The following is a 24,730-nucleotide window of genomic DNA, read 5'->3' on the forward strand; positions in this document are numbered from 1 at the left end:
TCCCCGGCCTGCCGGGCCAGGGTCTCGGAAACCCGGGTGAGAACTGTCCGTGGTCAGGCGTAGCGTCGTCCCACGATGACCACCACCGCCGAGCGCCCCACCCGCCACGACCCGCCCGGCGGCAGCCCCGGCAGTGACCAGACCGACCCGGCCCGCACCGTCGACTGGCGGCGCCTGCGGCAGCGCGCCGTCCCGTGGGCGCTCGGGGCGTCGTTCCTCGGCGCGCTCGGCAAGACCCTCGGGACCGTCCTGGCCGGTGCCCTGGCTGAGGGCCCGACCCGCACGCTCGTGTGGCTGCTCGCGCTCGCCGTCGTCGGGGGTGCGGTGCTCGACACCGTCGGCCGCACGGCGTGGTACGCCGTGGTCGACCGCGCGGAGGGCCGGCTGCGCGGTGACCTGCTCGAGGCGGCCCTGCGCCAGCCGCTCGCCCACCTGCACGAGCAGGCCGTCGGCGAGGTGCTCGACCGCGTCGACGACGACACCCACGAGGTCGGCGCGCTGCTGCGCCGCCAGGTCTGGGACGCCCTGCGCACGGTCTTCGCCGCCGTGCCGATGTGGGTCGTCGCCGGCCTGACCTGGTGGCCGGCCTGGTTCTTGTTCCCCCTCGTCGGCTACGCCGTGTGGCGGGTCATGCGGCCGCTGCTGCCCGAGGTCCGTGACCTGACGGTGCGCGAGGAGATGGCCTGGACCGACCACGCCGCCGCGATGGAGGAGGGCGTGAGCGGCCGCGACGACCTGCGCACGAGCCTGGGCCAGGCCCACGCCGTACGCCGGCTGGCGGCGCTGTCGGGCGAGGTGCATCGGCGGTTCTCGCGGCTGTTGGCGGTGCAGACCGGCATCACGCTGCGCACCGGCCTCATCCTGCACGCGCTGCTCGCGGGCGTCGCGGTGGGCGGCGTCGCGCTGGCCGTCTCCGACGGCCTGTCGGTCGGTCGCCTGGTCACGCTCTTCCTCGTCACCAGCACGTTCGTCGGCCAGATCGACCAGATGGCCCGGCACCTGCCCGACCTGCAGGCCGGGCTCGGCGCCGTCGTGCGGCTGCGCCAGCTGCTGGACTCCGAGCCCGAGCCGGTCGGCGGGCGGTCCGTGCCCGAGGGTCCGGTCTCGGTCGAGTTCCGCGACCTGCACTTCGCCTACGAGGAGGGCACCTTCGCCCTGCGCGGCGTCGACCTCCACGTGCCCGCGGGCCAGACCGTGGCGCTCGTCGGCCGCACCGGTTCCGGCAAGTCCACCCTGGCCTCGCTCGTCTCCCGCGCCGTCGACCCCGAGCCCGGCTCCGTGCTGGTGGGCGGCACCGACGTCCTCGGCCTCGACCTGCAGGGGCTGCGGTCGGTCGTCGGCGTCGTCACCCAGCGCACCGAGATCATCGCCGGCTCGCTCGCCGACAACATCACGCTGTTCACCGACGTGCCCCGCGCCGAGGTCGAGGCCGCGGTGGCCGAGCTCGGGCTCGACGCGTGGGTCGCGGGCCTGCCCAGCGGCCTCGACACCCTCCTCGGCCCCGGCGGCACCACGCTCTCGGCCGGCGAGGAGCAGCTCGTCGCGTTCGCCCGGCTGCTGGTGCGCCACGTGCAGGTCGTCGTCCTCGACGAGGCGACCGCCCGCATGGACCCGCTCACCGAGTCGCTCGTCGTGCAGGCCTCCGACCGGTTGCTGCGCGGGCGCACCGGCCTCCTCGTCGCCCACCGGCTCTCGACCACGCGCCGCGCCGAGCTGGTCGCCGTGCTCGACGCCGGACGGGTCGTGCAGGCCGGTCCGCGCGCCGCGCTGGCGGGCCGGCCCGGACCGTTCCGCTCGCTGCTCGAGGCCAGCCACGGCGACGAGCTCGACGAGCTGGCCGACGCCGACGCGGCGGCCGCGGGGGAGCCCGCGGCCGAGGTGCCGGCGGGCGCCGTCGGCGGCGCCCGCCGCACCGGCCCGCCGCCGGCCCTGCCCGAGGTCGGGCACGGACCCAGCCTGGCCCGCGGCATCACGCACGCGCTGCTCATCCGGCCCTGGTGGGGGGCGTTCGCGGCGCTCCTCTTCCTCGTCTCCGCCCTCGTCGGCGCCTTCGGGGCGCTGACCGGCTGGGCGTGGGGCTCGCTGGTCCAGCACCTCTCCGACGGCGGCAGCGCCGGCGCCGAGACCTGGCTGCTGCTCGTCGGGGTCGCGGCCTCGGTGATGGCCGCGCCGCTGCTGCTGACCGCAGCCATCCGGCGCTACCCGCGCTGGTGGGTCGAGGTCATGCTCCGGGTGCGGATGTCGATGCTCGCCGGTCAGACCGAGCAGCACCGCCTCACCCGCACCCCGCCCGGCGAGGTCGTGGCCCGGTCGATGGACGCCGACCGCTACGCCCGGTACGCCGACCGCTGGGTCGACTTCACCAACGGCCTCGCCATCGTCGTGGTCACCACCATCGCCGGCGGCAGCCTGCTCGCCGGCGGGGTGCTGCTGGGCGTGATGGTCGCCTCCGCCGCCGCGTCGTCCCTCGGCCGGCCGATCGCCGGGCGGTCGGCGGCCGAGTCCTCCGCGGCCCGGGCTCGGTTCGGCCGGTCCCTCGTCTCCGCGCTCGACGCTGCCCGCACGGTCAAGCTGGCCGCGGCCACCCCGGCTGTGCACGGCCACCTCAAGCAGGTCGACCAGGGGCGCGTCGAGGCGGCCGTCTTCGAGCACCGCGTGCAGGCCGTCCTCGACGGCGTACCCGTCGTGATGGTGCAGTGCGGGGTGGTGGCCGCCTGGGCGACGTACTTCCTCGGCGGGTGGGACCTCGCCACCGCCATCCTGGTCTCGGGCGCGGTCAACGGCTTCGACTGGTTCGGCCGGGTCGCCGGCGCGGTCGTCACCGAGGCGCCGGGCGTGCGCGCGTGGCAGCAGGCCTCGAGCCGGCTGGCCGGCGGCGTCGACCTGGTCTCCCAGCGTCCCGGCGTCGACCTGGTCGCCGGCACCGCCCCGGCCCCGCAGCCCGCGCCGCGCACGCCGCTCCAGCGCCTGGTGCTCAGCGACCTGGCGGCCGTCCACGACGACGGCACCCGCGGCGTGGTCGGCGTCGACCTCGAGGTCGACCGCGGCGAGCTCGTGCTGCTGCTCGGCCAGGTCGGCTCGGGCAAGTCGAGCCTGCTCTCGGCGCTGGCCGGCCTCGTCGAGCACACCGGGTCCCTGCGGTGGAACGACGTCGAGGTCGGCGACGCCCAGGTGTTCCTCCGTCCGGGCCAGGTCGCCCACGTCGCCCAGGTGCCGCGGGTGCTCTCCGGCACCTTCGCCGACAACGTCCTGCTCGGCCACGAGCGCGACCTCGAGCACGCGGTCGCCGACGCCCGCCTCGGGCCCGACCTCGCCGACGCCGGTGGCGTCGACGCCGTCGTCGGCCACCGCGGCGTCCGGCTCTCCGGCGGCCAGGTCCAGCGCCTCGCCCTGGCCCGTGCGCTGGCCACCGACGCCGAGCTCCTGCTGGCCGACGACGTCTCCAGTGCTCTCGACGCCGCCACCGAGGTCGAGCTCTGGTCGGCCCTGCGCGCCCGCGGCACCACCGTCCTCGGCGCGACGTCCAAGCGGGCCGCCCTCGAGCAGGCCGACCGCGTCGTGGTCCTCGTCGACGGCGAGGTCGCCGCCACGGGCCCCTGGTCCGACCTGGCCCCCCGCTGGTCCCACCTCGCCGGCTGACCCGCCGGCTCGGCTTGCGCCGGGTCGGCCCGGGTCGGACGTCATACGACCTGGTTGTCCGAGCCGCCCGCTCGTCTGACGTCTCACCCGCCCTTGGGCGCAGCTCGTCCTTGAGCGGCGCGTCGAGGACCACCCCGCCCCTCGCGTCGAACCGTCTCGCTCGCCGGCACCGGTTCGAAGGACGTCCCGCCTCGACCACCGCCACTGACGGGCGGGCAGGGCCGCACGACCGTCTGGCACCATCGCCGCATGCGTCGTTCTGTCCTCGCTGCCGCCGCCCTGACCGCCACGACCGCCGCCACCGCGCTGACCGGGTGCGACGCGGTGGAGGACACCGCCAAGCAGGCGGCCAACGACGCGGCGTGCGAGACGGCGCGGCAGACGGCCGACCAGGCGAGCCAGGCGGCGTCCAACGCCGCGGACTCGATCGGGGCCGACCCGCAGGCGGCCAAGCAGGACCTGCAGGCGGTCAGCAGCGCGCTCGGGGTGGCGCAGACGGCGACGTCGGGTCAGCTCGGGTCCGACGTCGACCAGGCCAAGACGGCCATCGACACCCTGCTCAGCCAGGCCACGGCCGCGGCGGCGGGCGACCTGCTCGACACCAACGCCGTCGAGGCCGCCCGGCAGCAGCTCGAGACGGCCGTGACCGACATCAAGCAGATCTGCTGACCAACGCCCCGGCCTTCGGGTCCCAGCCGAGCACCCGTCCGTCCGCGGCGATCGCGGCGAGCACAGCCTCGACGACGTCGGCGGCCGGCACCGGACCGGGCAGGGACGGAGGCTCGCCCGCGAGGGCGCGCGTCTCGAGACCGGTGTCGAGGTGCGGCGGACGGACGTCGAGGACCGAGAACGACCGCCGGTTCTCTCGGCGGAGCACGTCGAGCCACGCCGACAGGGCGGCCTTGGTCGCGGAGTACTCCGCCATCTGGTTGGTCGGCAGGTCGGCCAGGATCGCCGACAGCACCGTCACCTGACCGCGGTCGCCCTCGGCCAGCGACGGCGCCGCGGCCCGCACCAGCGCCATCGGCCCGAGCACGTTGACCGCGAACAGCTCGTCGACCACCGCGGGGTCGGCCTCCACGGCCGGCCCGAAGGCCGCCACCCCCACCGTCACGACCAGCAGGTCGAGCCCGCCGAGCTGCGTGACCGCCGCGCGCACGGCCTCGGCACACGCGTCGGCGTTGACGGCGTCGAAGAGCACCGCCTCCGTCCCGACGTACGACGCCACGTCGGCCAGCGGCCCGGGGCGGCGGCCACCGACGACGACCCGGGCGCCCCGGTCGTGCAGGCCGCGCGCGAGCGAGCCCCCGAGGGCACCGCTCGCGCCGGCCACGAACGTGCGGGCCCCGTCCAGCTCCATGCCTCGATCATCGGCAACCGGGTCGGCCGGCTGCCTCACCCCCGGCGAGCCCCGGGCGACCCGGGCGGGTGAGGGACGGCGCGGCCGGGCCACGCACAGTGGGGGCATGACCGACGAGAAGAGGATCCAGGTCCAGCGCACCATCGACGCCCCCACCACGGCGGTGTTCGACGTGCTCTCCAACCCCGCCCGCCACGCCGAGCTCGACGGCTCCGGCTTCGTCGTCTCCGACGACCGGACCGACCGCATCACCGGCACCGGGCAGACCTTCCGGATGAACATGACCGGCGACCACATGGGCGGCGACTACCAGACCGACAACACCGTCACCGGCTACGACGCCAACAAGCTGCTGGCCTGGCAGACCGCGCCTGCCGGCACCGAGCCGCCGGGCTGGGAGTGGGTGTGGGAGCTCGAGGCCGACGGGTCCGACGCCACGACCGTGACCCTGACCTACGACTGGGCCAAGGTCACCGACCCCGACATCCTGAGCAAGGTCTCCTTCCCGCTCGTCACCCAGCAGCAGCTCGACGACTCGCTCGGCAACCTCGCCTCGGCCGTCGCCGGCTGACCGACCCGGAGCCTCCCGGAGAGGCTCGTCACAGCACGTCCTGCGGGGGCGGTGCGGAATAGGTCCGCGCCGCCCCCGGGTTCACGATGGAGGACCGACAATCCCGACCCGAGAGACGTGATGACCTCCACCGCCGCCCGACCCGACGTCGAGACCACGGGCCGCGACCCTGGTGCCGCTCGGTTCGGCCTGGCCGTGCTGGCCCTGGCCACCGGCGGGTTCGCGATCGGCACCACGGAGTTCGTCACGATGGGCCTGATCCGCGAGATCGCGGCGGGCGTCGAGGTGTCGATCCCGAGCGCGGGCCACGTCATCTCGGCCTACGCGCTCGGGGTGGTCGTGGGTGCCCCGCTCATCGCCTACCTCGGGGCCCGGTGGCCGCGGCGAGCGCTGCTCGTCGGGCTGATGGCCGTCTTCGGCCTCTTCAACGTGATGACCGCGGTCGTGTCCAGCTTCCACTGGCTGGTGCTGGCCCGGTTCCTCGACGGTCTCCCGCACGGCGCCTACTTCGGCGTCGCGTCGCTGGTCGCCGCCGACCTCGCCCCCGTGGGCCGCAAGGGCCGGGCGGTCGCCTCGGTGATGCTCGGCCTGTCGGTTGCCAACGTCGCCGGCGTCCCCGTCGCCACCTGGCTCGGCCAGCACCTGGGGTGGCGATCGGCGTACTGGACCGTCGCCGTGCTCGCCCTGGTCACCGTCGCGATGATCCTGGCGTTCGTGCCCCGCTTCGCCCCCGACCGCACCGCGACCGGACGCACCGAGCTCAGCGCGTTCGCCAAGCCCCAGGTCTGGCTGACGCTGCTGGCCGGCGCGGTCGGCTTCGGTGGCATGTTCGCCGTCTTCTCGTACGCCGCCCCGACGATCACCGAGGTCGGTGGTCTCGGCGACGGCGCGGTGCCGGTGCTGCTGCTGGTCTTCGGCCTCGGCATGGTCGTCGGCACCTGGCTGGCCGGGACGCTGGCCGACTGGTCGGTCATCGGGTCGCTGGTCATCGGCTCCGCCGGCATGGGCGTGGCCCTGCTGCTCTACTGGCTGGCCGCCCCGGGTGGCTGGACCCTGCTCCCGGTGGCGTTCCTCGTCACCGCGCTCGGCTCGGTCCTGGTGGTCAACCTGCAGCTGCGGCTGATGGACGTCGCGGGCGACGCCCAGACCCTCGGCGCCGCGATGAACCACGCCAGCCTCAACGCGGCCAACGCGCTGGGCGCCTGGCTCGGCGGCGTCGTCATCGCGGCCGGGGCCGGCTACCGCGCCCCCGCGCTCGTCGGCGTCGGGCTCTCGGTCGTGGGCCTCGCGGTCATCCTGGTGGCCGCCGGGCTGCACCGCCGTCAGGCGCCCGAGCCGGTGTCCGTCGGCCACTCCTCGGCCGGCACGTCGTAGCGGACGATGTCGGCGAGCCCGTCGCGCAGCTCGGTGCCGAGCCGCTCCCTGCCGGTGCCGCGGTAGCCGCAGGCCTCGGCGACGCGGCGCGAGGCCACGTTGTCGACCGCGCAGACGATCCGCACCCGGCGCAGCCCGAGCTCGGCGAAGGCCCACCCCGTGACCAGCCGCACCGCCGCGGCCACCGCTCCCCGTCCGCGCGCCGCTGGGTGCGACCAGTAGCCGATCTCGGCGTGCCGCTCGGTGATGTCGAAGAGGTTGACCGCGGCCAGCAGGTCGTCGGTGTCGGCGGCGGCCACCGCCCACGTGACCGCGGTGCCGGTGGCCAGCCGCTCGGCGTGGGTCGCCATCCAGGTCCGCGCGTCGTGCTCGTCGTACGACGCCGGCATCCGCCCCAGCCAGTGCTGGGTGACCGGGTCGGTGCAGGCCTCGACCACGCGGGGCACGTCGCGCTCGGCCACCGCGCGCAGTCGCACTCCGTCGCCGCTGAGCTCGGGCAGCACGAGCCAGCGACCCGCCGGCTCACGCGGCTCGTCGGCCAGCAGGGTGCCCACCCAGGCGTCGACGAGCCGGCCGCGGGAGGGGTGGGAGTGCCGCAGCACGCCGTCGACGGTGAACCCGACCCGCCAGGCCAGCTTGCGCGAGGCCCAGTTGCCGGCCTCGCAGCGCCACACCACGGTCTCGACCCCGCGCTCGGCGAAGGCCCAGTCCAGCAGCAGCCGGACCGCCCGCTCGAGGACGCCGGTGCCCCGGGCGGCCGGGTGGGCGCCGTACGAGACCGAGGCCCGGCCGTGGCCCTCGTCGACCAGCGCGACGGTGCCGGCGTAGCGACCGCCCGCGAGCACGGCGAAGAAGGCCTGCGACCCGTCGGCCCACATCGCCGGGACGATGTCGCGCACCAGCTCGAGCGCCTCGACGGGTCCGAACGGCACGGGCGCCGGTGTCCACCGGGCCGTCACCGGGTCGGCGAACTGCTCCAGCACCCCGGCGAGGTCGTCCAGACCGGGCGCGCGCAGCACTACCTCGCCGTCGGTGAGCACCGGCGCCGAGCCGCCCACCAGGCCCGTCATCCCACCGCGCTCAGGTGCCACAGGGGCCAGACGTCGGAGGCGGGCTCGTCGACGCGGTGCCACAGGGCGAGGTAGAGCTCGGCGGCCGAACCGGTCAGCACCCGGTCGCCGTCGGCGACGCCGTCGACGCGGGTGGCCACCGGTGGGGCCTCGCCGACCTCGACCCGCCACGAGTGGTCGGCGTCGGTCGGCACGACGGCCACCGCGACCGGCTCGGGGGAGCGCAGCCGCGAGCGTGAGCGAGGCACGAACCCCAGCAGCAGCTCGTCGAGGCCGTCGAGGGCGAGCGCGCGACCGGTGTCGTCGGTCAACCAGGTCTCCGCGACCCGTGGGCGGCGGCCGAGCGAGGCCGCCAGCGCGTCGACGGCGTGCACCGTGGTCTCGTGGCACTGCCGCCGGGCCCAGAACCGGCGGGGCGGCGGCGCGTCGTGGAGGAACGTCGGGGCGTCGACGTCGTCGGGGGCCGCCACCAGGGCCTGCACCAGCGCGATCGCCCCGTCGCGCAGCCACTCCACCGGGTCGTCGTTGCTGCGGCCCGCCTTCTCGACCGCGACCTTGTCGAGGTCGCGGCCCTGGAGGGCCGCCGTCGCCCACCGGTGGACGGCGCCCTGGTGGCCGACCAGTCGCCGCACCGTCCAGTCGGGGCAGGTCGGCACGGGGACGTCGAGGCCGGCGGTGCCGGCGTACCGGGCGAAGGCGGTCATCGCGCCGTGGAGGCCGGCGAGGTGCTGCTCCAGGCTCAGGTCGGTGGGCACCCGCAGCATCCTGCCACCGGGGGCGTCGGCAAGAATGGCGCCCATGTCCGCCACGGCCCACCCCGAGCCCCAGGTCGGTGTCCCCGCGCAGGTGGGTGCCGGCGCCCGACCCCGGGTCCTGTCCGGCATCCAGCCCACGGCCGACTCCTTCCACTTCGGCAACTACCTCGGCGCGCTGCGCCAGTGGGTCGACCTGCAGCGCGACCACCAGCCGTTCTTCTTCATCGCCGACCTGCACGCCATCACCGTCGAGCAGGACCCCAAGGTGCTGCGCGAGCGCACCCTGCGCGCCGCCGCCCAGCTGCTCGCGATGGGCGTCGACCCCGCGCGCTCAGCGGTCTTCGTGCAGAGCCACGTGCCCGAGCACGCCCAGCTCGGCTGGGTGCTGCAGTGCCTGACCGGGTTCGGCGAGGCGCGGCGCATGACGCAGTTCAAGGACAAGTCGGCCAAGGGCGGCGAGGGCGCGGCGTCCGTCGGCCTGTTCACCTACCCCGTGCTGCAGGCCGCCGACATCCTGCTCTACCGCCCCCACTACGTCCCGGTCGGCGAGGACCAGCGCCAGCACCTCGAGCTCACCCGCGACCTCGCCCAGCGGTTCAACCACCGCTACAAGAAGACCTTCCGGCTGCCCGAGCCCTACATCCTCAAGGCCACGGCCAAGATCGCCGACCTCCAGGAGCCGACGGCCAAGATGTCCAAGTCGGCGTCCTCGCCCGCGGGCATCATCGAGATGCTCGACCAGCCCTCGGCGAGCGCCAAGAAGGTCCGCTCGGCGGTCACCGACTCCGAGACCGAGGTGCGCTTCGACCCCGAGGCCAAGCCCGGCGTCAGCAACCTGCTGACCATCTTCTCCGCCCTCACCGGCACCGGCGTGGCCGACCTCGTCGAGCAGTACGCCGGCCAGGGGTACGGCGCGCTCAAGGGCGACCTCGCCGACGCCGTCGTCACCTTCGTGACGCCGTTCCGCGACCGCACCCTCGAGCTGCTCGACGACCAGGCCCACCTCACCGAGGTGCTGCGCCAGGGCGCCGAGCAGGCCGGCGAGGTCGCCCGCGGCACCCTGCGCGACGTGTACCAGCGGGTGGGATTCGTCGCTCCCGCCGCCCGATAGGGTCACGGGCATGCCGACGATCGGGGTGGCCGTCTCCATCCCGGAGCCCTGGGCCACCGAGCTGCAGGACTACCGCGCCGGCGTCGGCGACGCGATGGCGGCGACGATCCCGACCCACATCACCCTGGTCCCGCCGACCGAGGTCGAGGGTGACCTCGACGAGGTCGAGCGCCACCTCGCCTCCTCGGCCGGCCACGTCGAGCCGTTCGAGGTCCACCTGCGCGGCACCGGCACGTTCCGGCCGGTCTCGCCGGTCGTCTTCGTCACCCTCGTCGAGGGCATCTCGCAGTGCGAGCAGCTCGCCGACGCCGTACGCCGGGGGCCGCTCGACGTCGACCTCGCCTACCCCTACCACCCGCACGTGACGGTGGCCCACCACCTGCCAGACGACCGCCTCGACCGGGCCTTCCGCGAGCTGGCCGACTTCGAGTGCCAGTTCACCGTCGACGACTTCCACCTCTACGTCCACGACGAGCGGCGCGGCTGGCGCACCTGCCGCGACTTCGCCCTCGGCGAGGGGGAGTAGCGTGCCGTCGGTCAAGGAACGCCTCGCGCAGGAGCGTTCGCACCGCCCGTGGCTCGACCACGTGCTGTCGATGAACGAGCACTACGGGCGGGTCAAGGGCGGCCAGCAGGCGGGCGCGGTCACCTACTTCGCGTTCTTGTCCTTCTTCCCGATCCTGGCCCTGGCCTTCTTCGCCGTCGGGGTCATCTCCTCGGTGTACGCCGACGCGCAGCAGAACGTGGTCAGCGCCATCGACTCCGTGCTGCCCGGCATCCTCGGCTCCGGCGACAACCAGATCTCGATCGACCAGGTCCAGGACTTCTCGGGCCTCGCCGGCGTCATCGGCCTCCTCGGCGTCCTGTACGCCGGCCTCGGCTGGGTCTCGGCCCTCCGCGAGGCGCTGGTGGCGGTCTTCGAGACCCCGCAGCGGGAGCAGCCGTCGTTCGTCAAGGGCAAGCTGCGCGACCTCGTGGCCCTGGTCGTCGTCGGCCTGGTGCTCGTGGTCGCCGTCGCCGTCGCCGGCCTGCTCTCGCAGTCGTCGACGGCGCTGCTCGAGCTCGTCGGCCTCGGCAGCGAGCTGGCCTGGCTGGTCGTCGTCATCGGCATCGTCCTCGGCCTGGCCGCCAACGCCGTGCTGTTCTACGTGCTGTTCAAGCTCCTCGCCGAGCCGCACACCCCGGCCCGGGCGCTGCGGTCGGGTGCGCTGCTGGGGGCCGTCGGGTTCGAGGTGCTCAAGCAGCTCTCGGGCCTGCTGCTCTCCTCGACCCAGGGCCAGCCGGCCTTCCAGGCCTTCGGCATCGCGCTGATCTTGCTGGTCTGGATCAACTACTTCTCCCGCCTCGTCCTGTACGCCGCCGCGTGGTCCTTCACCGACCCCGACGCGGTCGCCGCGCGGCGGGCCGAGCCGGCCGACCCGGTGCACGGGCCGGCCACGCCCGACCTCTCCGAGCTCACCCGGGTCGAGGCGGACGAGGCCGACGACCGCTCGCTCGGGCAGCGGGTCAAGGACGCGGTCTCGCGCAGGCGCTGAGACCACCCGGGCGACTACCAGGTGACCTCGGCGGCGGGGACGACCTCGGTGGTGACACCGGGGTACTCGGTGTCGGCGACGGTGAAGTTGGTGTAGGCGATCATCTCCTTCGCGCCGACCGCCACGGGCGTGCCGTCGGGCAGCGGCAGCTCCCACGGGCCCTCGGCGGTCGTGTGGCCGTCGGCGACCAGCACGACGTCGTAGCCCTCGACCTGCGCGCGGGCAGCGGTGGTGCGGATGCAGGCGTCGGTGGCGGCGCCGCAGAGCACGAGGCGGCCGGCGCCCAGGGTCTCGAGCCGCTGCTTGAGGTCGGTCTCGGCGAAGGCGTCGAGGTACTGCTTGCCGATGACCGGGTCGCCGTCGCCCGGCCGGACCTCCTCGACGATCTGCCACGGGTCGGAGCCGGGCTTGAAGGGACCGGCCTCGTGCTGGACCCAGAGCACGGGCACGCCGTCGGACTGGGCCCGGTCGATCAGCCCGCGGATGCGGCCGACCACGCCGTCGCGGTCCCAGGCCTCGGCGGTGTTGCCCTGCTGGACGTCGATCACGAGGAGTGCGGTGGTGTCTGTCGTCATGCGGCGTACGCTACGACGGTGACCGGACAGTTCTCGACCGGACAAGGGGGCAATCCGGCCGGACGCGTGCTCGCCCTGCTCGAGCGCGTCCAGGAACGTCCCGGTCTCACCGCAGCCCAGCTCGGCGCCGAGCTCGGGGTGGGGGAGCGCACCGTGCGCCGCTACGTCGCCACCCTGCAGGAGCTCGGCATCCCGGTCACCGCCCGCCGCGGCCGCGCGGGCGGGTTCCACCTCGAGGCGGGCTACCGGATGCCGCCGCTGATGCTGTCCACCGACGAGGCCGTCGCCCTGACCCTCACCCTCGCCGTGCTCGCGGGCCGGGCCGGCCCGACCGACGACGCGCCGACCGCAGCCGCGCTCGGCAAGCTGCGCCGGGCGCTGCCCCGGTCGGTGGCCGAGCGGGTCGACGACGTGCTCGCCGTCGTCGTGCCCCCGGAGCGCAGCGACCGCCTCGCCGCCGGCGCCGCGCCCGACCCCGCCCTCCTGGCCACCCTCGCCGCCGGCGTGGTGGGGGAGCGCACCTGCCGGGTGCGGCACCGCTCGCGTGGTGGCAGCACCGAGCGCCTGGTCAACCCGTACGGCGTCGTCGTGGTCCGCGGCCACCTCTACCTGCACGGGTGGTGCCACCTGCGGCGGGCCCGCCGGACCTTCCGGCTCGACCGGCTGCAGGCGGCCGAGCTGACCGACGCCACGTTCCGGGCCCCGGCGGGCCTGGAGGTGGCCGAGGCGGTCGAGACGTCGCTGGCCACGACGTGGAGCGGGTGGCGCGTCAGCGTGGTGCTCGAGGCGCCGCTGGAGGAGGTGCGCCGCAGCGTGCCCCGCTGGATCGGGGTGGCCGAGGCCGTCGACGAGTCGACGACCCGGCTGCGGCTGACCACCGACAACCTCGACGCGACGGTGATCCGGCTCTCCGACCACCCGTTCGCGATGCGGGTCGAGGAGCCCGCTGAGCTGCGGCAGGCCTTCGCCCGGAGGGCGGCCTGGTGGGACCCTGAGCCGGGTCAGGACTTGGCGCGAAGCGCGGTGCGGTAGTCCTTGTTGAGCTGGGAGATCACGTCGAGCGGGATGCCCTTGGGGCAGGCCGCGGTGCACTCGCCGATGTTGGTGCAGCCGCCGAAGCCCTCCTCGTCGTGCTGGGCGGTCATGCCGAGCACGCGCTGGTTGCGCTCGGGCTGGCCCTGCGGGAGCTCGCCGAGGTGGGTGATCTTGGCGCCGAGGAACAGCGAGGCCGAGCCGTTGGGGCAGGCGGCGACGCAGGCGCCGCAGCCGATGCACGTCGCGACGTTGAAGGCGCGCATGGCCTTGTCGCGCTGCGCGGGCACCGAGTTGGCCTCGGGAGCGGAGCCGGTGTTGGCCGAGATGTAGCCGCCGGCCTGGATGATGCGGTCGAAGGCGCCGCGGTCGACCACGAGGTCCTTGACGACCGGGAACGCCTCGGCCCGCCACGGCTCGATGGTGATGGTCTGGCCGTCGGAGAACGACCGCATGTGCAGCTGGCAGGTCGTGGTGACCTCGGGGCCGTGGGCGTAGCCGTCGATCATCAGCGAGCAGCTGCCGCAGATGCCCTCACGGCAGTCGTGGTCGAAGGCCACGGGCTCCTCGCCCTGCTCGTTGAGCTGCTCGTTGAGGATGTCGAGCATCTCGAGGAAGCTCATGTCCTCCGAGACGCCGTCGACCTGGTAGGTGTGGATGCCGCCCTCGGACTCGGGGCCGGCCTGGCGCCATACCTTCAGAGTCAGGTTCATTACTTGTACGACCTCTGCTTCATCTCGATCGCGGTGTAGATCAGGTCTTCCTTGTGGAGCGTGGGCTGGCCCTCGTCGCCACCCCACTCCCACGCGGCGACGTAGGAGAACTCGTCGTCGTGGCGCAGGGCCTCGCCCTCGTCGGTCTGCGACTCGGCACGGAAGTGGCCGCCGCAGGACTCGCGCCGGTTGAGGGCGTCGATGCACATGAGCTCTCCGAGCTCGATGAAGTCGGCCACGCGGCCGGCCTTCTCCAGTGACTGGTTGAGGTTGTCGCCGGTGCCGAGGACGCGCAGGTCGGACCAGAAGGCCGCCTTGAGCTCGCGGATCATGTCGATCGCCTTGCGCAGCCCGTCCTCGCTGCGCTCCATGCCGCAGTACTCCCACATGATGTGGCCGAGCTCGCGGTGGAAGCTGTCGGCCGAGCGCGTGCCGCCGATGGAGAGCAGCTTGGCGACGCGGTCCTCCACGGACGTGCGCGCGGCGACGACCTCGGGGTGGGACTCGTCGATGGGCTCGAAGGGCCCGTCGGCGAGGAAGTCACGGATGGTGTTGGGCAGCACGAAGTAGCCGTCGGCCAGGCCCTGCATCAGCGCCGAGGCGCCGAGGCGGTTGGCGCCGTGGTCGGAGAAGTTGGCCTCGCCGGTCACGAACAGGCCGGGCACGTTGGACTGCAGGTGGTAGTCGACCCACAGGCCGCCCATGACGTAGTGCACGGCGGGGTAGATGCGCATCGGCACCTGGTAGGGGTTCTCGCCCGTGATCCGCTCGTACATGTCGAAGAGGTTGTCGTACTTCTCGCGCACCGCGTCCTCGCCGAGGCGCTCGATGGCGTCGGCGAAGTCGAGGTAGACGCCCCGGCGGAAGTCACCGACCATCGGGCCCACGCCGCGACCCTCGTCGCAGACGTTCTTGGCCTGGCGGGAGGCGATGTCGCGGGGGACCAGGTTGCCGAACGACGGGTAGATCCGCTCCAGGTAGTAGTCGCGGTCCTCCTCGGGGATGTCGCGCGGGTCCTTGTCGCAGTCCTCGCGGTTCTTCGGCACCCAGATGCGGCCGTCGTTGCGCAGCGACTCCGACATCAGCGTCAGCTTGGACTGGTGCTCGCCGGAGACCGGGATGCAGGTGGGGTGGATCTGGGTGTAGCAGGGGTTGGCCATGTAGGCGCCCTTGCGGTGCGCCCGCCACGCCGCGGTGACGTTGCTGTTCATCGCGTTGGTCGAGAGGAAGAAGACGTTGCCGTAGCCGCCGGAGGCGAGCACGACGGCGTCGGCGAGGTGGGTCTCGATCTCGCCGGTCACGAGGTCGCGGGCGATGATGCCGCGCGCCTTGCCGTCGACGACGACGAGCTCGAGCATCTCGTGGCGGGTGAACTGCTGCACGGTGCCGGCCGCGACCTGTCGCTCCATGGCCTGGTAGGCGCCGATGAGCAGCTGCTGGCCCGTCTGGCCGCGGGCGTAGAAGGTGCGGGAGACCTGCACGCCGCCGAAGGAGCGGTTGTCGAGCAGGCCGCCGTAGTCGCGGGCGAAGGGCACGCCCTGCGCGACGCACTGGTCGATGATGTTGGCCGAGACCTCGGCGAGGCGGTAGACGTTGGACTCGCGCGAGCGGTAGTCGCCGCCCTTGACGGTGTCGTAGAAGAGGCGGAACGTCGAGTCGCCGTCCTCCTTGTAGTTCTTGGCCGCGTTGATGCCGCCCTGGGCCGCGATGGAGTGGGCCCGGCGCGGGGAGTCCTGGTAGCAGAAGGACTTCACGTTGTAGCCGGCCTCGCCGAGCGTGGCGGCCGCAGCGCCGCCGGCCAGGCCGGTGCCGACGATGATGACGGTCAGCTTGCGGCGGTTGGCCGGGTTGACCAGGCGGTTCTCGAACCGACGGGTCGTCCACCGGTCGGCGATCGGACCGGTGGGGGCCACCGGGTCGACGATCGGCTCGCCCGGCGTGTAGTAGCCGTGGGCGTCGTCGGAGGTCTGGGTCGAGGGTCCGTTGAGCGGGGTGAGCCCGTCGTGGAGCGTGGAGCCGGCCATGGTGGACCTTCCTTACTTCTCGATGATGCCGAGCAGGACGGACAGCGGGATGAGGGCGAAGCCGCCCGCCACGACGACGGCGAGCACGCCGCCGGCCGCCTTGGCGGTGCGCCGGGCCTTCGCCGTCCCGGTGAGGCCGAGCGTCTGCGCGGCGCTCCACGTCCCATGGTGCAGGTGCAGCGCGAGCGCCACCATCGCCACGAGGTAGATAGCGGTGAGCCACCAGACCTCGAAGCTCTGCACCATCACGGTGTAGGGGTCGCCCGCGGCCGAGCCGGTCTCGCCGGTCTTCACGTTGACCTTGCCGAAGCTGAAGTTGAGCAGGTGCCAGATGAGGAAGAGCAGGATCGTGATGCCGCCCCAGCGCATCCAGTGCGACGAGAAGCTCGAGTTGCGGTTCTTGGTCACGACGTACTTGACCGGACGGGCCTTGCCGGCGCGTCGCCACAGCACGATCGCCGACGCCACGTGGACCACCAGCGAGAGCAGCAGGACGGCGCGGGCGATCCAGAGGAAGCCCTCGTGGGGGAGCAGCGGCTCACCGAGCTCGCGCAGGTGCTCGGCGTAGCCGTTGAACGACTCCGGACCGGCGAAGGCCTTGAGGTTGCCGTACATGTGCGCCAGCACATAGCCGATGAAGATGAGGCCGCTGACGGCCATCGTGAGCTTCAGCAGGATCGTCGTGCGCGGCGACTTGGCCTTCTTGGCCTGGGCGGCCTTGGCCTTGGCGGGAGAGCGCGTCGTGGTTGCCACGACTGGCAACTGTACGTCGGCGGAAAGCTCCGCCGTCCACCTGGCCGGGTCCCGGTGTGTGAGAAATCCCCCAGAAGTCGCGCGACCGGGAACTTCAGGGCGCCGCCGGGAGTCTGGTCAGCCCCGCGTAGTGGCTCACCAGCTCGTCGACGGCGTCGGCCCAGCCGCGCCGGGAGGCCACCTCGCGGCCCCGGGCGCCGAGCAGGCCACGGTGGCGGTCGGCGACGACCGCCTCGACGGCCCGGCGCAGCGCGTGGGGCCGGCCGGGGTCGTAGAGCAGGCCGGTCTCGAGGTGGGTCACCACGTCGAGCGCGCCGCCGGCCCGCGGCGCGACGACGGGCACACCCGCCGCCGCGGCCTCGCGCAGCGCATGGGCGCAGGTCTCGTGCTCGCCGGGGTGCACCAGCACGTCGAGCGTGGGGACGGCGACGGTCAGGTCGCCGGTGCACAACGGCCCGGTGAAGCGGGCGCCGGGCAGCCGCGACTCGAGCCAGCCGCGCTGCGAGCCCCCGCCGACCACCACGGGACGGCAGCCGGGCACCTGCGCGAGGTCGGCGAGGCGGCGTACGCCGTGGCGACGGTGCAGGCCGCCGACGTACCCGACGACGACGCGGGGCCCGCCGGGGGTCCGCGCCCGCGACCACGACTCGTGCAGCCACTGGTCCCGCAGGGCCGGGGTGAACGCGGCGGCGTCGACCCCGGGTCGCCACAGGCCCGCGTCGACGCCGAGCTCGCCGAGGCGGTCGACCATCCAGGTCGAGGTCACCAGCACCCGGTCGGCGCGGTCGGCCACTTTGGTGCGCCAGTAGTCGGCGGCCTGGTCGAGCACGGCCGACTGCTCGACCACCAGCGACGGCACGCCGGTCCGGCTGGTGTGCTTGAGGGCCTTGCGGCCCAGCGCGCCGGGGGAGGTGACGTGCACCAGGTCGGGCGCGAACTGCTCCAGCGCCGCCCGCACCTGCGGCCCGGCGGGCTCGAGGGGGCGCACCCGCACCACCGGCGAGGTCCGGTACGTCGCCAGGCCAGGCCCCGGCGCGATGATCCGCACCGTGTGGCCGAGGTCGACGAGCCGGTCGGCGACGGCCTTGAGGGTCGTCGTGGTGCCGTCGACGGCGGGGTAGAACGTCTCGGTGACCAGCGCGATCCGCATGGGTCCACCGTGTCCCGGCCGGGGAACGCGACCCCCAGGACCGGGTGGCGCCTGCATGAACGGTCGGTGTGGGAGGGGCATCACACTCGGTGGCACCGGTCACGTCGCGTCCCTATCGTGCCCACCATGACGACCGAGCAGACCGCCGTCGAGGGCGGGCTGGACGAGCCGACCGAGCTGGAGCCCGAGCAGGGCTCGCTCGACCTGGCGCAGCCGGAGGACCGGCACACCCGCGCCGACTGGGAGCGGGAGACGGCGAAGGTGCTCCGCAAGGCGCGCCGGATGACCGACGACGACCCCGACGACCTGGTGTGGAGCATGCTCACCCGCACCTCGCTCGACGGGATCGCGCTGCCGCCGCTCGGCACCCCCGACCTGCTCGACGACCTGGCGACATCCGGCCGCCCGACCCGGCAGGGCCCGTGGGACGTGCGCACCTTCGCCGCCGCGGGGGAGGAGAAGGCGGTCCACGAGGAGCTGCTCGCCGACCTCGAGGGCGGCGCGACGTCGGTCTGGGTCGAGGTCGGCCCCGACACCGACCTCGCCACGCTGCTCGAGGGCGTCTTCGTCGACCTCGCGCCCGTCGTCCTGCAGCCGACCGGTGACCCCGCCGCCACCGCCGCGGCGTTCCTCGACTGGGCCGGCGACCTCGAGCTGCACCCGGGCACCCAGCTCGGCCTGCCGGCGTACGACGCCGGGCTGGCCGCCCGGGCGGCCGAGCGTGGCGTGCTCGGGTTCGTGCTCGACGCGACACCGGTCAACGACCGCGGCGGGTCCGACGCGCTCGAGCTCGCGGCCCTCCTCGCCCAGGGCGCCACCTTCCTGCGCGCCGCCGAGGAGGCCGGCTCGTCGGTCGCCGACGCGGCCGCGCTCGTCGAGGTGCGCCTCGCGGTCACCGACGAGCAGCTGCCCGGCATCGCCAAGCTCCGCGCGGCGCGGCGGCTGTGGGCCCGCCTGCAGGAGCTGTGCGCGGCCGAGCCGGTGCCGATGCGGCTGCACGCGGTCACCAGCCGGCCGATGATGACGCGCTACGACCCCTACGTGAACATGCTGCGCACCACCGTCGCCGCGTTCGCCGCGGGTGTGGGCGGCGCCGACGCGCTCACCGTGCTGCCCTTCGACTCCGCACTGGGTCGGCCCGAGGGCTTCGGCCGCCGCATCGCCCGCAACACCTCTCACCTGCTGGTCTCGGAGTCCCACGTCGCGCGGGTCGCCGACCCGGCCGGCGGCTCCTACGCGGTCGAGAAGCTCACCGACGACCTCGCCGTCGAGGCCTGGCGCCTGTTCGGCGAGCTCGAGGACGGCGCCGACCTCGACGACCTCGTGGCCGCGGTGGTCGAGGCCCGCGAGCAGCAGGTGCGCACCCGCAAGCGACCGCTCACCGGCCTCACCGAGTTCCCGCACCTGGCCGAGACGCTGCCCGAGCGGTCGGGGCCGGGGCTCGGCGTGACGTCGTACGGCGCGAGCTTCGAGGCGCTGCGCGACGACCCGCCCGCGGCCCACGTCCTCCTGGCCACCCTCGGCCCGGTCGCCGCGCACACCGCCCGCGCCACCTTCGCCACCAACCTGCTCGCCGCCGGGGGCGTCGCGGTCGACGTGGCCGGCGCCACCGAGGGCGTCGACGACCTCGTCGCCACCCACGACGGCCAGCGGGTCGCCTGCCTGGCCGGCACCGACGCGGCCTACGCCGAGTGGGGCGAGGCCGCGGCCGCCGCCCTGCGTGAGGCCGGCGTGGCCCACGTGGTCGTGGCCGGCAAGCCCGCCGAGTGGGCCGACGACTCCTGCGCGATGGGCGTCGACGCCCACGCGTTCCTCACCCGCACGAGAGAGGCGCTGGCATGAGCGTCCCCAGGTCGTTCTCCGGGCTGCCGCTCGACGGTGGTCGAGGGGCGAGCGCAGCGAGCCCCGATTCCCCGGCAGCCGAGCCGTGGGCCAGCCCCGAGGGCATCGGCGTGCTGCCGGTCTACGGCCCCGAGCACCTCGAGGGCCTCGACGCGCTCGAGACCTGGCCGGGGCTGAGCCCGTTCCTGCGCGGGCCCTACCCGACGATGTACACCACCCAGCCTTGGACGGTCCGGCAGTACGCCGGGTTCTCCACCGCCGAGGAGTCCAACGCCTTCTACCGGCGCAACCTCGCGGCCGGCCAGAAGGGCCTCTCGGTCGCCTTCGACCTGGCCACCCACCGCGGCTACGACTCCGACCACCCGCGGGTGCGCGGCGACGTCGGCATGGCGGGCGTGGCCATCGACTCCATCTACGACACCCGCACGCTCTTCGACGGCATCCCGCTCGACGAGATGTCGGTGTCGATGACCATGAACGGCGCCGTGCTGCCGGTGCTCGCGCTCTACATCGCCGCCGCCGAGGAGCAGGGGGTGAAGCCGGAGCAGCTCGCGGGAACCATCCAGAACGACATCCTCAAGGAGTTCATGGTCCGCAACACCTACATCTACCCGCCGGCGCCGTCGATGCGGATCATCTCCGACATCTTCAGCTACACCTCGGCCAAGATGCCGCGCTTCAACTCCATCTCGATCTCCGGCTACCACATCCAGGAGGCCGGGGCGACCAACGACCTCGAGCTGGCCTACACCCTGGCCGACGGCGTCGAGTACATCCGGGCCGGGCTCGAGACCGGCATGACGATCGACCAGTTCGCGCCGCGGCTGAGCTTCTTCTGGGCCATCGGGATGAACTTCTTCATGGAGGTCGCCAAGATGCGCGCGGCCCGGGCGCTGTGGTCGCGGCTGGTCCGCCAGTTCGACCCGCAGAACCCCAAGTCGCTCTCGCTGCGCACGCACTCCCAGACCTCGGGGTGGAGCCTGACCGCGCAGGACGTCTTCAACAACGTCCAGCGCACCTGCATCGAGGCGATGGCCGCGACCCAGGGCCACACCCAGAGCCTGCACACCAACGCCCTCGACGAGGCCATCGCGCTGCCGACCGACTTCTCGGCCCGCATCGCCCGCAACACCCAGCTGCTGCTGCAGCAGGAGAGCGGCACCACCGGCACCATCGACCCCTGGGCCGGCTCCTACTACGTCGAGCGCCTCACCCACGACCTCGCCGAGCGCGCCTGGGCCCACATCCAGGAGGCCGAGCGGGCCGGCGGCATGGCCAGGGCGATCGAGCAGGGCATCCCCAAGATGCGCATCGAGGAGGCCGCGGCCCGCACCCAGGCCCGCATCGACTCCGGCGCGCAGCAGGTCATCGGCGTCAACACCTACCGGCTGGCCGCCGAGGACAAGCTCGACGTGCTCAAGGTCGACAACGACGACGTCTACCGCCAGCAGGTCGCCAAGCTGGAGCGGCTGCGCGCCGAGCGCGACGACGACGCGGTGCGCCGGGCGCTCGAGGCGCTCACCGGCAGTGCCGAGCGCGGCCCGGAGAAGGGCTCGCTCGACGGCAACCTGCTCGCCCTGGCCGTCGACGCCGCCCGCGCCAAGGCGACGGTCGGGGAGATCTCCGAGGCGCTGGAGAAGGTCTACGGCCGGCACCAGGCCGTCATCCGTACGATCTCCGGCGTGTACCGCGACACGGCGAGCGAGAGCGACGGCACCCTGCTCCAGCAGGTGCTCGACGCGACCGCCGCGTTCGAGGAGGCCGAGGGCCGCCGCCCGCGCATCCTGGTCGCCAAGATGGGCCAGGACGGGCACGACCGCGGCCAGAAGGTCATCGTCTCCGCCTTCGCCGACCTCGGCTTCGACGTCGACGTGGGGCCGCTGTTCTCCACGCCCGAGGAGGTCGCCCAGCAGGCGGTCGACGCCGACGTGCACATCGTCGGCGTCAGCTCGCTCGCGGCCGGCCACCTCGTGCTGCTGCCCGCGCTCAAGGAGGCGCTGGCCGAGCAGGGCCGCGACGACATCATGACCGTCATCGGCGGCGTCATCCCGCCCGACGACGTCCCGACGCTGCAGGAGATGGGCGCCGCCGCGGTGTTCCTGCCCGGCACGGTCATCGCCGAGTCAGCCCTCGACCTGCTCGCCAAGCTGCGCGAGCAGCTGGGCCACTGATGGGTCGACCGCGCTCCACGGTGGTCGAGGAAGGCGCCCTGGCGCCTGTCTCGAGACCACTCCCGTGACCCCCGACGTCGACACGCTCGTCGAGGGCATCCGCGACGGTCGTCGCGCGGCGGTGGCGCAGGCCATCACGCTGGTCGAGTCCGGCAAGCGTGAGCGCCGCGAGGCCGCCCGCGAGCTGCTGACCCGGCTCACCTCCGCCGAGGAGTCCGGGGTCCACTCGCCCGCGGTGCGGGTCGGCATCAGCGGCGTCCCCGGCGTCGGCAAGTCCACGTTCATCGAGGCGCTCGGCTCGCGGCTCACCGCCGCCGGCCACCGCGTCGGGGTCCTCGCCGTCGACCCCAGCAGCGTGCGCACCGGCGGGTCGGTCCTCGGCGACAAGACCCGGATGGCCCGCCTCGCGGCCGACCCGGCGGCATACATCCGGCCCTCGCCGTCGGCCGGCACCCTCGGCGGCGTCGCCCGCGCGACGGTGCAGGCGATGGCGGTGCTCGAGGCGGCGTCGTACGACGTGGTGCTGGTCGAGACCGTCGGCGTCGGGCAGAGCGAGGTGACCGTCGCCGGGATGGTCGACACGTTCCTCTTCCTGACCCTGGCCCGCACCGGCGACCAGCTGCAGGGCATCAAGAAGGGCATCCTCGAGATCGCCGACGTCGTCGCGGTCAACAAGGCCGACGGCGACCACGAGGGCGAGGCCCGGGTCGCGGCCCGCGAGCTGGCCGGGGCGCTGCGCCTCGTGCGTGGCCACGGCGAGTGGGCCCCGCCCGTCGTCACGTGCTCGGCGCTGCACGACGCCCGCGTCGACGACGTCTGGGACCGGGTGCACGCCCACCGCGACCACCTCGGCCCCGACGGCCTCGCGGCCAAGCGCGCCGACCAGCAGCTGGACTTCACCTGGGCGCTCGTGCGCGACGAGCTCGACCAGCGCTTGCGGCACTCGCCCGGGGTCCGCGCCATCCGCGACGACGTGCGGCGCGAGGTGCTCGCCGGCGACCTGCCCGCCACCGTCGCGGCCGACCGGTTGCTGGCGGCGTACGACGGCGGCTGAGGCCCCCCGCGGGCGCGGCCCGTCCCGGTCAGCCGGTGCGCCGCCGTGTGCGCCGCCGTGCCGCCGCCCGGCGCGCTGCTCGCGACCCCATCCCGCGTGCCGCGGGCAGGAAGGCGGTCAGGACGAGCACCAGCACGAGGGGCAGGTTCCACGTCGCGCCCCGGAACACCGCGAGGGCCGCGACGATCCGGCCGCGACCATCCCGACCGCGAGGTGCCGGACGAGGGTGCGGCGGTCGTCCGGCGGGGTCTTGCTGCCGTCCATCCGGCAATCCCACCAGGGCCACCGAGGGCCCGGCCACCCCTGCGAGGGCCGCGAGGGAGCGGGCGGGCCGAGCAGTAGCCTGGACCGGTGCCCGACCACTCCTCCCTCCTCGCCGAGGTCGTCGCCAAGTACGACGCCGAGCTGGTCGACCTCCGCCGCGACGTGCACGCCCACCCCGAGCTGTCCTGGTCCGAGCACCGCACCACCGACCTGGTCGCCCAGCGGCTCGAGGCAGCCGGCTGGCGCGTGACGCTGCCGGCGCCGACCGGGGTCGTGGCCGAGCTCGGTGGCGAGGACGCCGGCTCGGGCGGCCGGGTGCCGACCGTCGCCCTGCGCGCCGACATGGACGCGCTGCCGGTGCAGGACGCGTGCGGGCAGCCGTGGGCCAGCACCGTCGACGGGGTCGCGCACGCCTGCGGCCACGACGTGCACACGATCAGCCAGCTCGGCGCGGCGCTCGCGCTCGCCGAGCTGCACGAGCGCGGCGAGCTGCCGGGGCGCGTGCGGCTGTTCTTCCAGCCCGCCGAGGAGGTGATGCCCGGGGGTGCCAAGCACCTCATCGCCCACGGCCACCTCGAGGACGTCGACCGCATCTTCGCGCTGCACTGCGACCCCGCCGTCGACGTCGGCCGCGTCGGCCTGCGCTCCGGTGCGCTCACCAGCGCCGCCGACAAGATCGAGGTGCACCTCGAGGGCACCGGCGGACACACCTCCCGCCCCCACCTGACCGGTGACCTCACCTTCGCCCTGGCCAAGGTGACCAGCGAGCTGCCGGCCGTCCTCAGCCGCCGGATGGACCCCCGTGCCGGCGTCAGCGTGGTGTGGGGCGTGGTCCACGCGGGCGCTGCGGTCAACGTGATCCCCGACCGGGGCACGGTCGCCGGCACCGTGCGCATCCTCGATGCGGTCGCCTGGGCCGGGTGCGAGCCGATCATCCGCGAGGCCATCCACGACATCGTCCGGCCCTACGGCGTCACCGCCACCGTCGACTACCTCCAGGGCGTCCCGCCCGTGGTCAACGACGCCGCCGCCAACGCCGTCCTCGCCGCCGCCGCCCGTGAGGTCCTCGGCGTGACCGGCCAGACCACCGTGCCGCAGAGCCTCGGGGGAGAGGACTTCGGCTGGTACGTCGACCAGGTGCCCGGCGCGATGTTCCGCCTCGGCACCCGGACGCCCGGCGGCCCGACGTACGACCTGCACCAGGGCAACCTGCGCGTCGACGAGCGCGCGGTCGGCATCGGCGCGCGGGTGCTCGCCGAGGCGGCCGTGGGGTCGCTGCTCGCCTGAGACCCGGCGCCGTGGCGGGCTCGACCCACGGTGGTCGAGGAGGGACGGCGTCCCGTCTCGAGACCGCCTGGCCGGAGCCGTTGCGCCATCCTCGGCCGCCGCGGGTGGGTCGACGTGTCGGTCGCGGTGGATTCGAAGCTCCTCGCTGAGGTCCTCAGCGGCGCTAGGAACGCGTCTGGCCCCGTGGGGTCGCCGTCAATCGCTTGACACTCGGGGTGCAGTGGCAGGCTCGACCCACGGTGGTCGAGGAGGGACGGAGTCCCGTCTCGAGACCCCGTGGCCGCAGCCGTGGCGCCTTTCCCGGCCGCCCACGGGTGGGGGCGACGTGTCGGTCGCGGTGGCTTCGAGGTTCCTCGCTGGGGTTCGTCACTCCCCAGCCGACGTGGGTGCCGCCCCGGCGGCTGACGTGCGCTCGTCAGCGATCCCTCAAGGCCCTGGGCGCGCGTCTGG

The 24,730-nt window shown here is 74.0% G+C and carries 20 protein-coding genes; 12 read left to right on the forward strand and 8 right to left on the reverse strand.

All coding sequences use genetic code 11. The features are described from left to right. The first annotated feature begins 75 nt into the window (after nucleotides 1-75). Both FJQ57_RS05090 and FJQ57_RS05095 read left to right on the forward strand, forming a co-directional pair. Nucleotides 76-3,639 (forward strand): ATP-binding cassette domain-containing protein, encoded by a 3,564-nt coding sequence (locus FJQ57_RS05090; RefSeq protein WP_139978095.1) that lies wholly within the window; start codon nucleotides 76-78, stop codon nucleotides 3,637-3,639. A 249-nt stretch (nucleotides 3,640-3,888) separates the two neighbouring features. Continuing rightward, nucleotides 3,889-4,308 carry a hypothetical protein gene (locus FJQ57_RS05095; protein ID WP_139978096.1) on the forward strand — a complete coding sequence of 140 codons (420 nt, stop codon included), beginning with the start codon at nucleotides 3,889-3,891 and terminating at the stop codon, nucleotides 4,306-4,308. Here FJQ57_RS05095 and FJQ57_RS05100 read toward each other — a convergent pair. Next, complete coding sequence (locus FJQ57_RS05100) at nucleotides 4,292-4,999, reverse strand: SDR family NAD(P)-dependent oxidoreductase (RefSeq protein ID WP_139978097.1); 708 nt, start codon at nucleotides 4,997-4,999, stop codon at nucleotides 4,292-4,294. The genes FJQ57_RS05095 and FJQ57_RS05100 overlap by 17 nt on opposite strands. 106 nt (nucleotides 5,000-5,105) lie before the next feature. Between FJQ57_RS05100 and FJQ57_RS05105 the strand changes: the two genes are divergently transcribed. Both FJQ57_RS05105 and FJQ57_RS05110 read left to right on the forward strand, forming a co-directional pair. Beyond that, on the forward strand, nucleotides 5,106-5,570 hold the full coding sequence (locus tag FJQ57_RS05105) for an SRPBCC family protein (protein ID WP_139978098.1): 465 nt from the start codon (nucleotides 5,106-5,108) through the stop codon (nucleotides 5,568-5,570). Between the two features lie 120 nt (nucleotides 5,571-5,690). Further along, complete coding sequence (locus FJQ57_RS05110) at nucleotides 5,691-6,944, forward strand: MFS transporter (RefSeq protein WP_139978099.1); 1,254 nt, start codon at nucleotides 5,691-5,693, stop codon at nucleotides 6,942-6,944. On the opposite strand, the gene FJQ57_RS05115 is transcribed toward FJQ57_RS05110, so the two are convergent. Both FJQ57_RS05115 and FJQ57_RS05120 read right to left on the reverse strand, forming a co-directional pair. Continuing rightward, nucleotides 6,893-8,014, reverse strand: coding sequence for a GNAT family N-acetyltransferase (locus tag FJQ57_RS05115; RefSeq protein WP_139978100.1), 1,122 nt, complete (start codon nucleotides 8,012-8,014; stop codon nucleotides 6,893-6,895). The two genes, FJQ57_RS05110 and FJQ57_RS05115, sit on opposite strands and share 52 nt — an antisense overlap. Continuing rightward, nucleotides 8,011-8,769, reverse strand: a complete 759-nt coding sequence (locus FJQ57_RS05120; protein WP_246081588.1) for a maleylpyruvate isomerase N-terminal domain-containing protein — start codon at nucleotides 8,767-8,769, stop codon at nucleotides 8,011-8,013. The genes FJQ57_RS05115 and FJQ57_RS05120 overlap by 4 nt, the downstream gene beginning before the upstream one ends. Before the next feature lie 43 nt (nucleotides 8,770-8,812). On the opposite strand from FJQ57_RS05120, the gene trpS reads away from it, so the two are divergent. Genes trpS through FJQ57_RS05135 form a run of 3 tightly spaced genes read left to right on the forward strand, consistent with a single transcriptional unit; the run spans nucleotide 8,813 to nucleotide 11,415 of the window. Further along, nucleotides 8,813-9,880: a tryptophan--tRNA ligase gene (gene trpS, locus FJQ57_RS05125; protein WP_139978101.1), complete on the forward strand. Its 1,068-nt coding sequence runs from the start codon at nucleotides 8,813-8,815 to the stop codon at nucleotides 9,878-9,880. A 10-nt stretch (nucleotides 9,881-9,890) separates the two neighbouring features. Further along, complete coding sequence (locus FJQ57_RS05130; protein ID WP_139978102.1) at nucleotides 9,891-10,406, forward strand: 2'-5' RNA ligase family protein; 516 nt, start codon at nucleotides 9,891-9,893, stop codon at nucleotides 10,404-10,406. Nucleotide 10,407: 1 nt separating this feature from the next. After that, nucleotides 10,408-11,415: a YihY/virulence factor BrkB family protein gene (locus FJQ57_RS05135; RefSeq protein ID WP_139978103.1), complete on the forward strand. Its 1,008-nt coding sequence runs from the start codon at nucleotides 10,408-10,410 to the stop codon at nucleotides 11,413-11,415. Nucleotides 11,416-11,429: 14 nt separating this feature from the next. Here FJQ57_RS05135 and FJQ57_RS05140 read toward each other — a convergent pair whose 3' ends face one another. After that, on the reverse strand, nucleotides 11,430-11,990 hold the full coding sequence (locus tag FJQ57_RS05140) for an isochorismatase family protein (protein ID WP_139978104.1): 561 nt from the start codon (nucleotides 11,988-11,990) through the stop codon (nucleotides 11,430-11,432). Between the two features lie 18 nt (nucleotides 11,991-12,008). Here FJQ57_RS05140 and FJQ57_RS05145 point away from each other — a divergent pair, with 18 nt between their 5' ends. After that, nucleotides 12,009-13,022 (forward strand): helix-turn-helix transcriptional regulator, encoded by a 1,014-nt coding sequence (locus FJQ57_RS05145; RefSeq protein WP_170219279.1) that lies wholly within the window; start codon nucleotides 12,009-12,011, stop codon nucleotides 13,020-13,022. On the opposite strand, the gene FJQ57_RS05150 is transcribed toward FJQ57_RS05145, so the two are convergent. The 4 genes from FJQ57_RS05150 to FJQ57_RS05165 all read right to left on the reverse strand — a co-directional run bounded on the left by FJQ57_RS05150 (nucleotide 12,992) and on the right by FJQ57_RS05165 (nucleotide 17,662). Further along, nucleotides 12,992-13,735: a succinate dehydrogenase/fumarate reductase iron-sulfur subunit gene (locus FJQ57_RS05150; RefSeq protein ID WP_139978106.1), complete on the reverse strand. Its 744-nt coding sequence runs from the start codon at nucleotides 13,733-13,735 to the stop codon at nucleotides 12,992-12,994. The genes FJQ57_RS05145 and FJQ57_RS05150 overlap by 31 nt on opposite strands. Then, entirely contained in the window at nucleotides 13,735-15,759 is a 2,025-nt protein-coding gene (locus tag FJQ57_RS05155) for a fumarate reductase/succinate dehydrogenase flavoprotein subunit (RefSeq protein ID WP_139978107.1), read from the reverse strand. The genes FJQ57_RS05150 and FJQ57_RS05155 overlap by 1 nt, the downstream gene beginning before the upstream one ends. 12 nt (nucleotides 15,760-15,771) lie before the next feature. Beyond that, nucleotides 15,772-16,512, reverse strand: coding sequence for a succinate dehydrogenase cytochrome b subunit (locus FJQ57_RS05160; RefSeq protein WP_246081589.1), 741 nt, complete (start codon nucleotides 16,510-16,512; stop codon nucleotides 15,772-15,774). A gap of 94 nt (nucleotides 16,513-16,606) precedes the next feature. After that, nucleotides 16,607-17,662, reverse strand: coding sequence for a glycosyltransferase (locus FJQ57_RS05165; protein WP_139978108.1), 1,056 nt, complete (start codon nucleotides 17,660-17,662; stop codon nucleotides 16,607-16,609). 126 nt (nucleotides 17,663-17,788) lie between these two features. Here FJQ57_RS05165 and FJQ57_RS05170 point away from each other — a divergent pair, with 126 nt between their 5' ends. The 4 genes from FJQ57_RS05170 (at nucleotide 17,789) to FJQ57_RS05185 (ending at nucleotide 24,280) form a co-directional block, all read left to right on the forward strand. Then, nucleotides 17,789-19,504 (forward strand): methylmalonyl-CoA mutase family protein, encoded by a 1,716-nt coding sequence (locus FJQ57_RS05170; protein ID WP_139978109.1) that lies wholly within the window; start codon nucleotides 17,789-17,791, stop codon nucleotides 19,502-19,504. Further along, nucleotides 19,501-21,675, forward strand: a complete 2,175-nt coding sequence (scpA, locus tag FJQ57_RS05175) for a methylmalonyl-CoA mutase (RefSeq protein ID WP_139978110.1) — start codon at nucleotides 19,501-19,503, stop codon at nucleotides 21,673-21,675. The genes FJQ57_RS05170 and scpA overlap by 4 nt, the downstream gene beginning before the upstream one ends. A gap of 64 nt (nucleotides 21,676-21,739) precedes the next feature. After that, on the forward strand, nucleotides 21,740-22,729 hold the full coding sequence (gene meaB, locus FJQ57_RS05180) for a methylmalonyl Co-A mutase-associated GTPase MeaB (protein WP_139978111.1): 990 nt from the start codon (nucleotides 21,740-21,742) through the stop codon (nucleotides 22,727-22,729). Nucleotides 22,730-23,080: 351 nt separating this feature from the next. Beyond that, entirely contained in the window at nucleotides 23,081-24,280 is a 1,200-nt protein-coding gene (locus FJQ57_RS05185) for an amidohydrolase (protein WP_139978112.1), read from the forward strand. The last annotated feature ends 450 nt before the right edge of the window (nucleotides 24,281-24,730 follow it).

It is taken from the genome of Nocardioides litoris (assembly GCF_006346315.1).
Lineage (GTDB): Bacteria > Actinomycetota > Actinomycetes > Propionibacteriales > Nocardioidaceae > Nocardioides > Nocardioides litoris.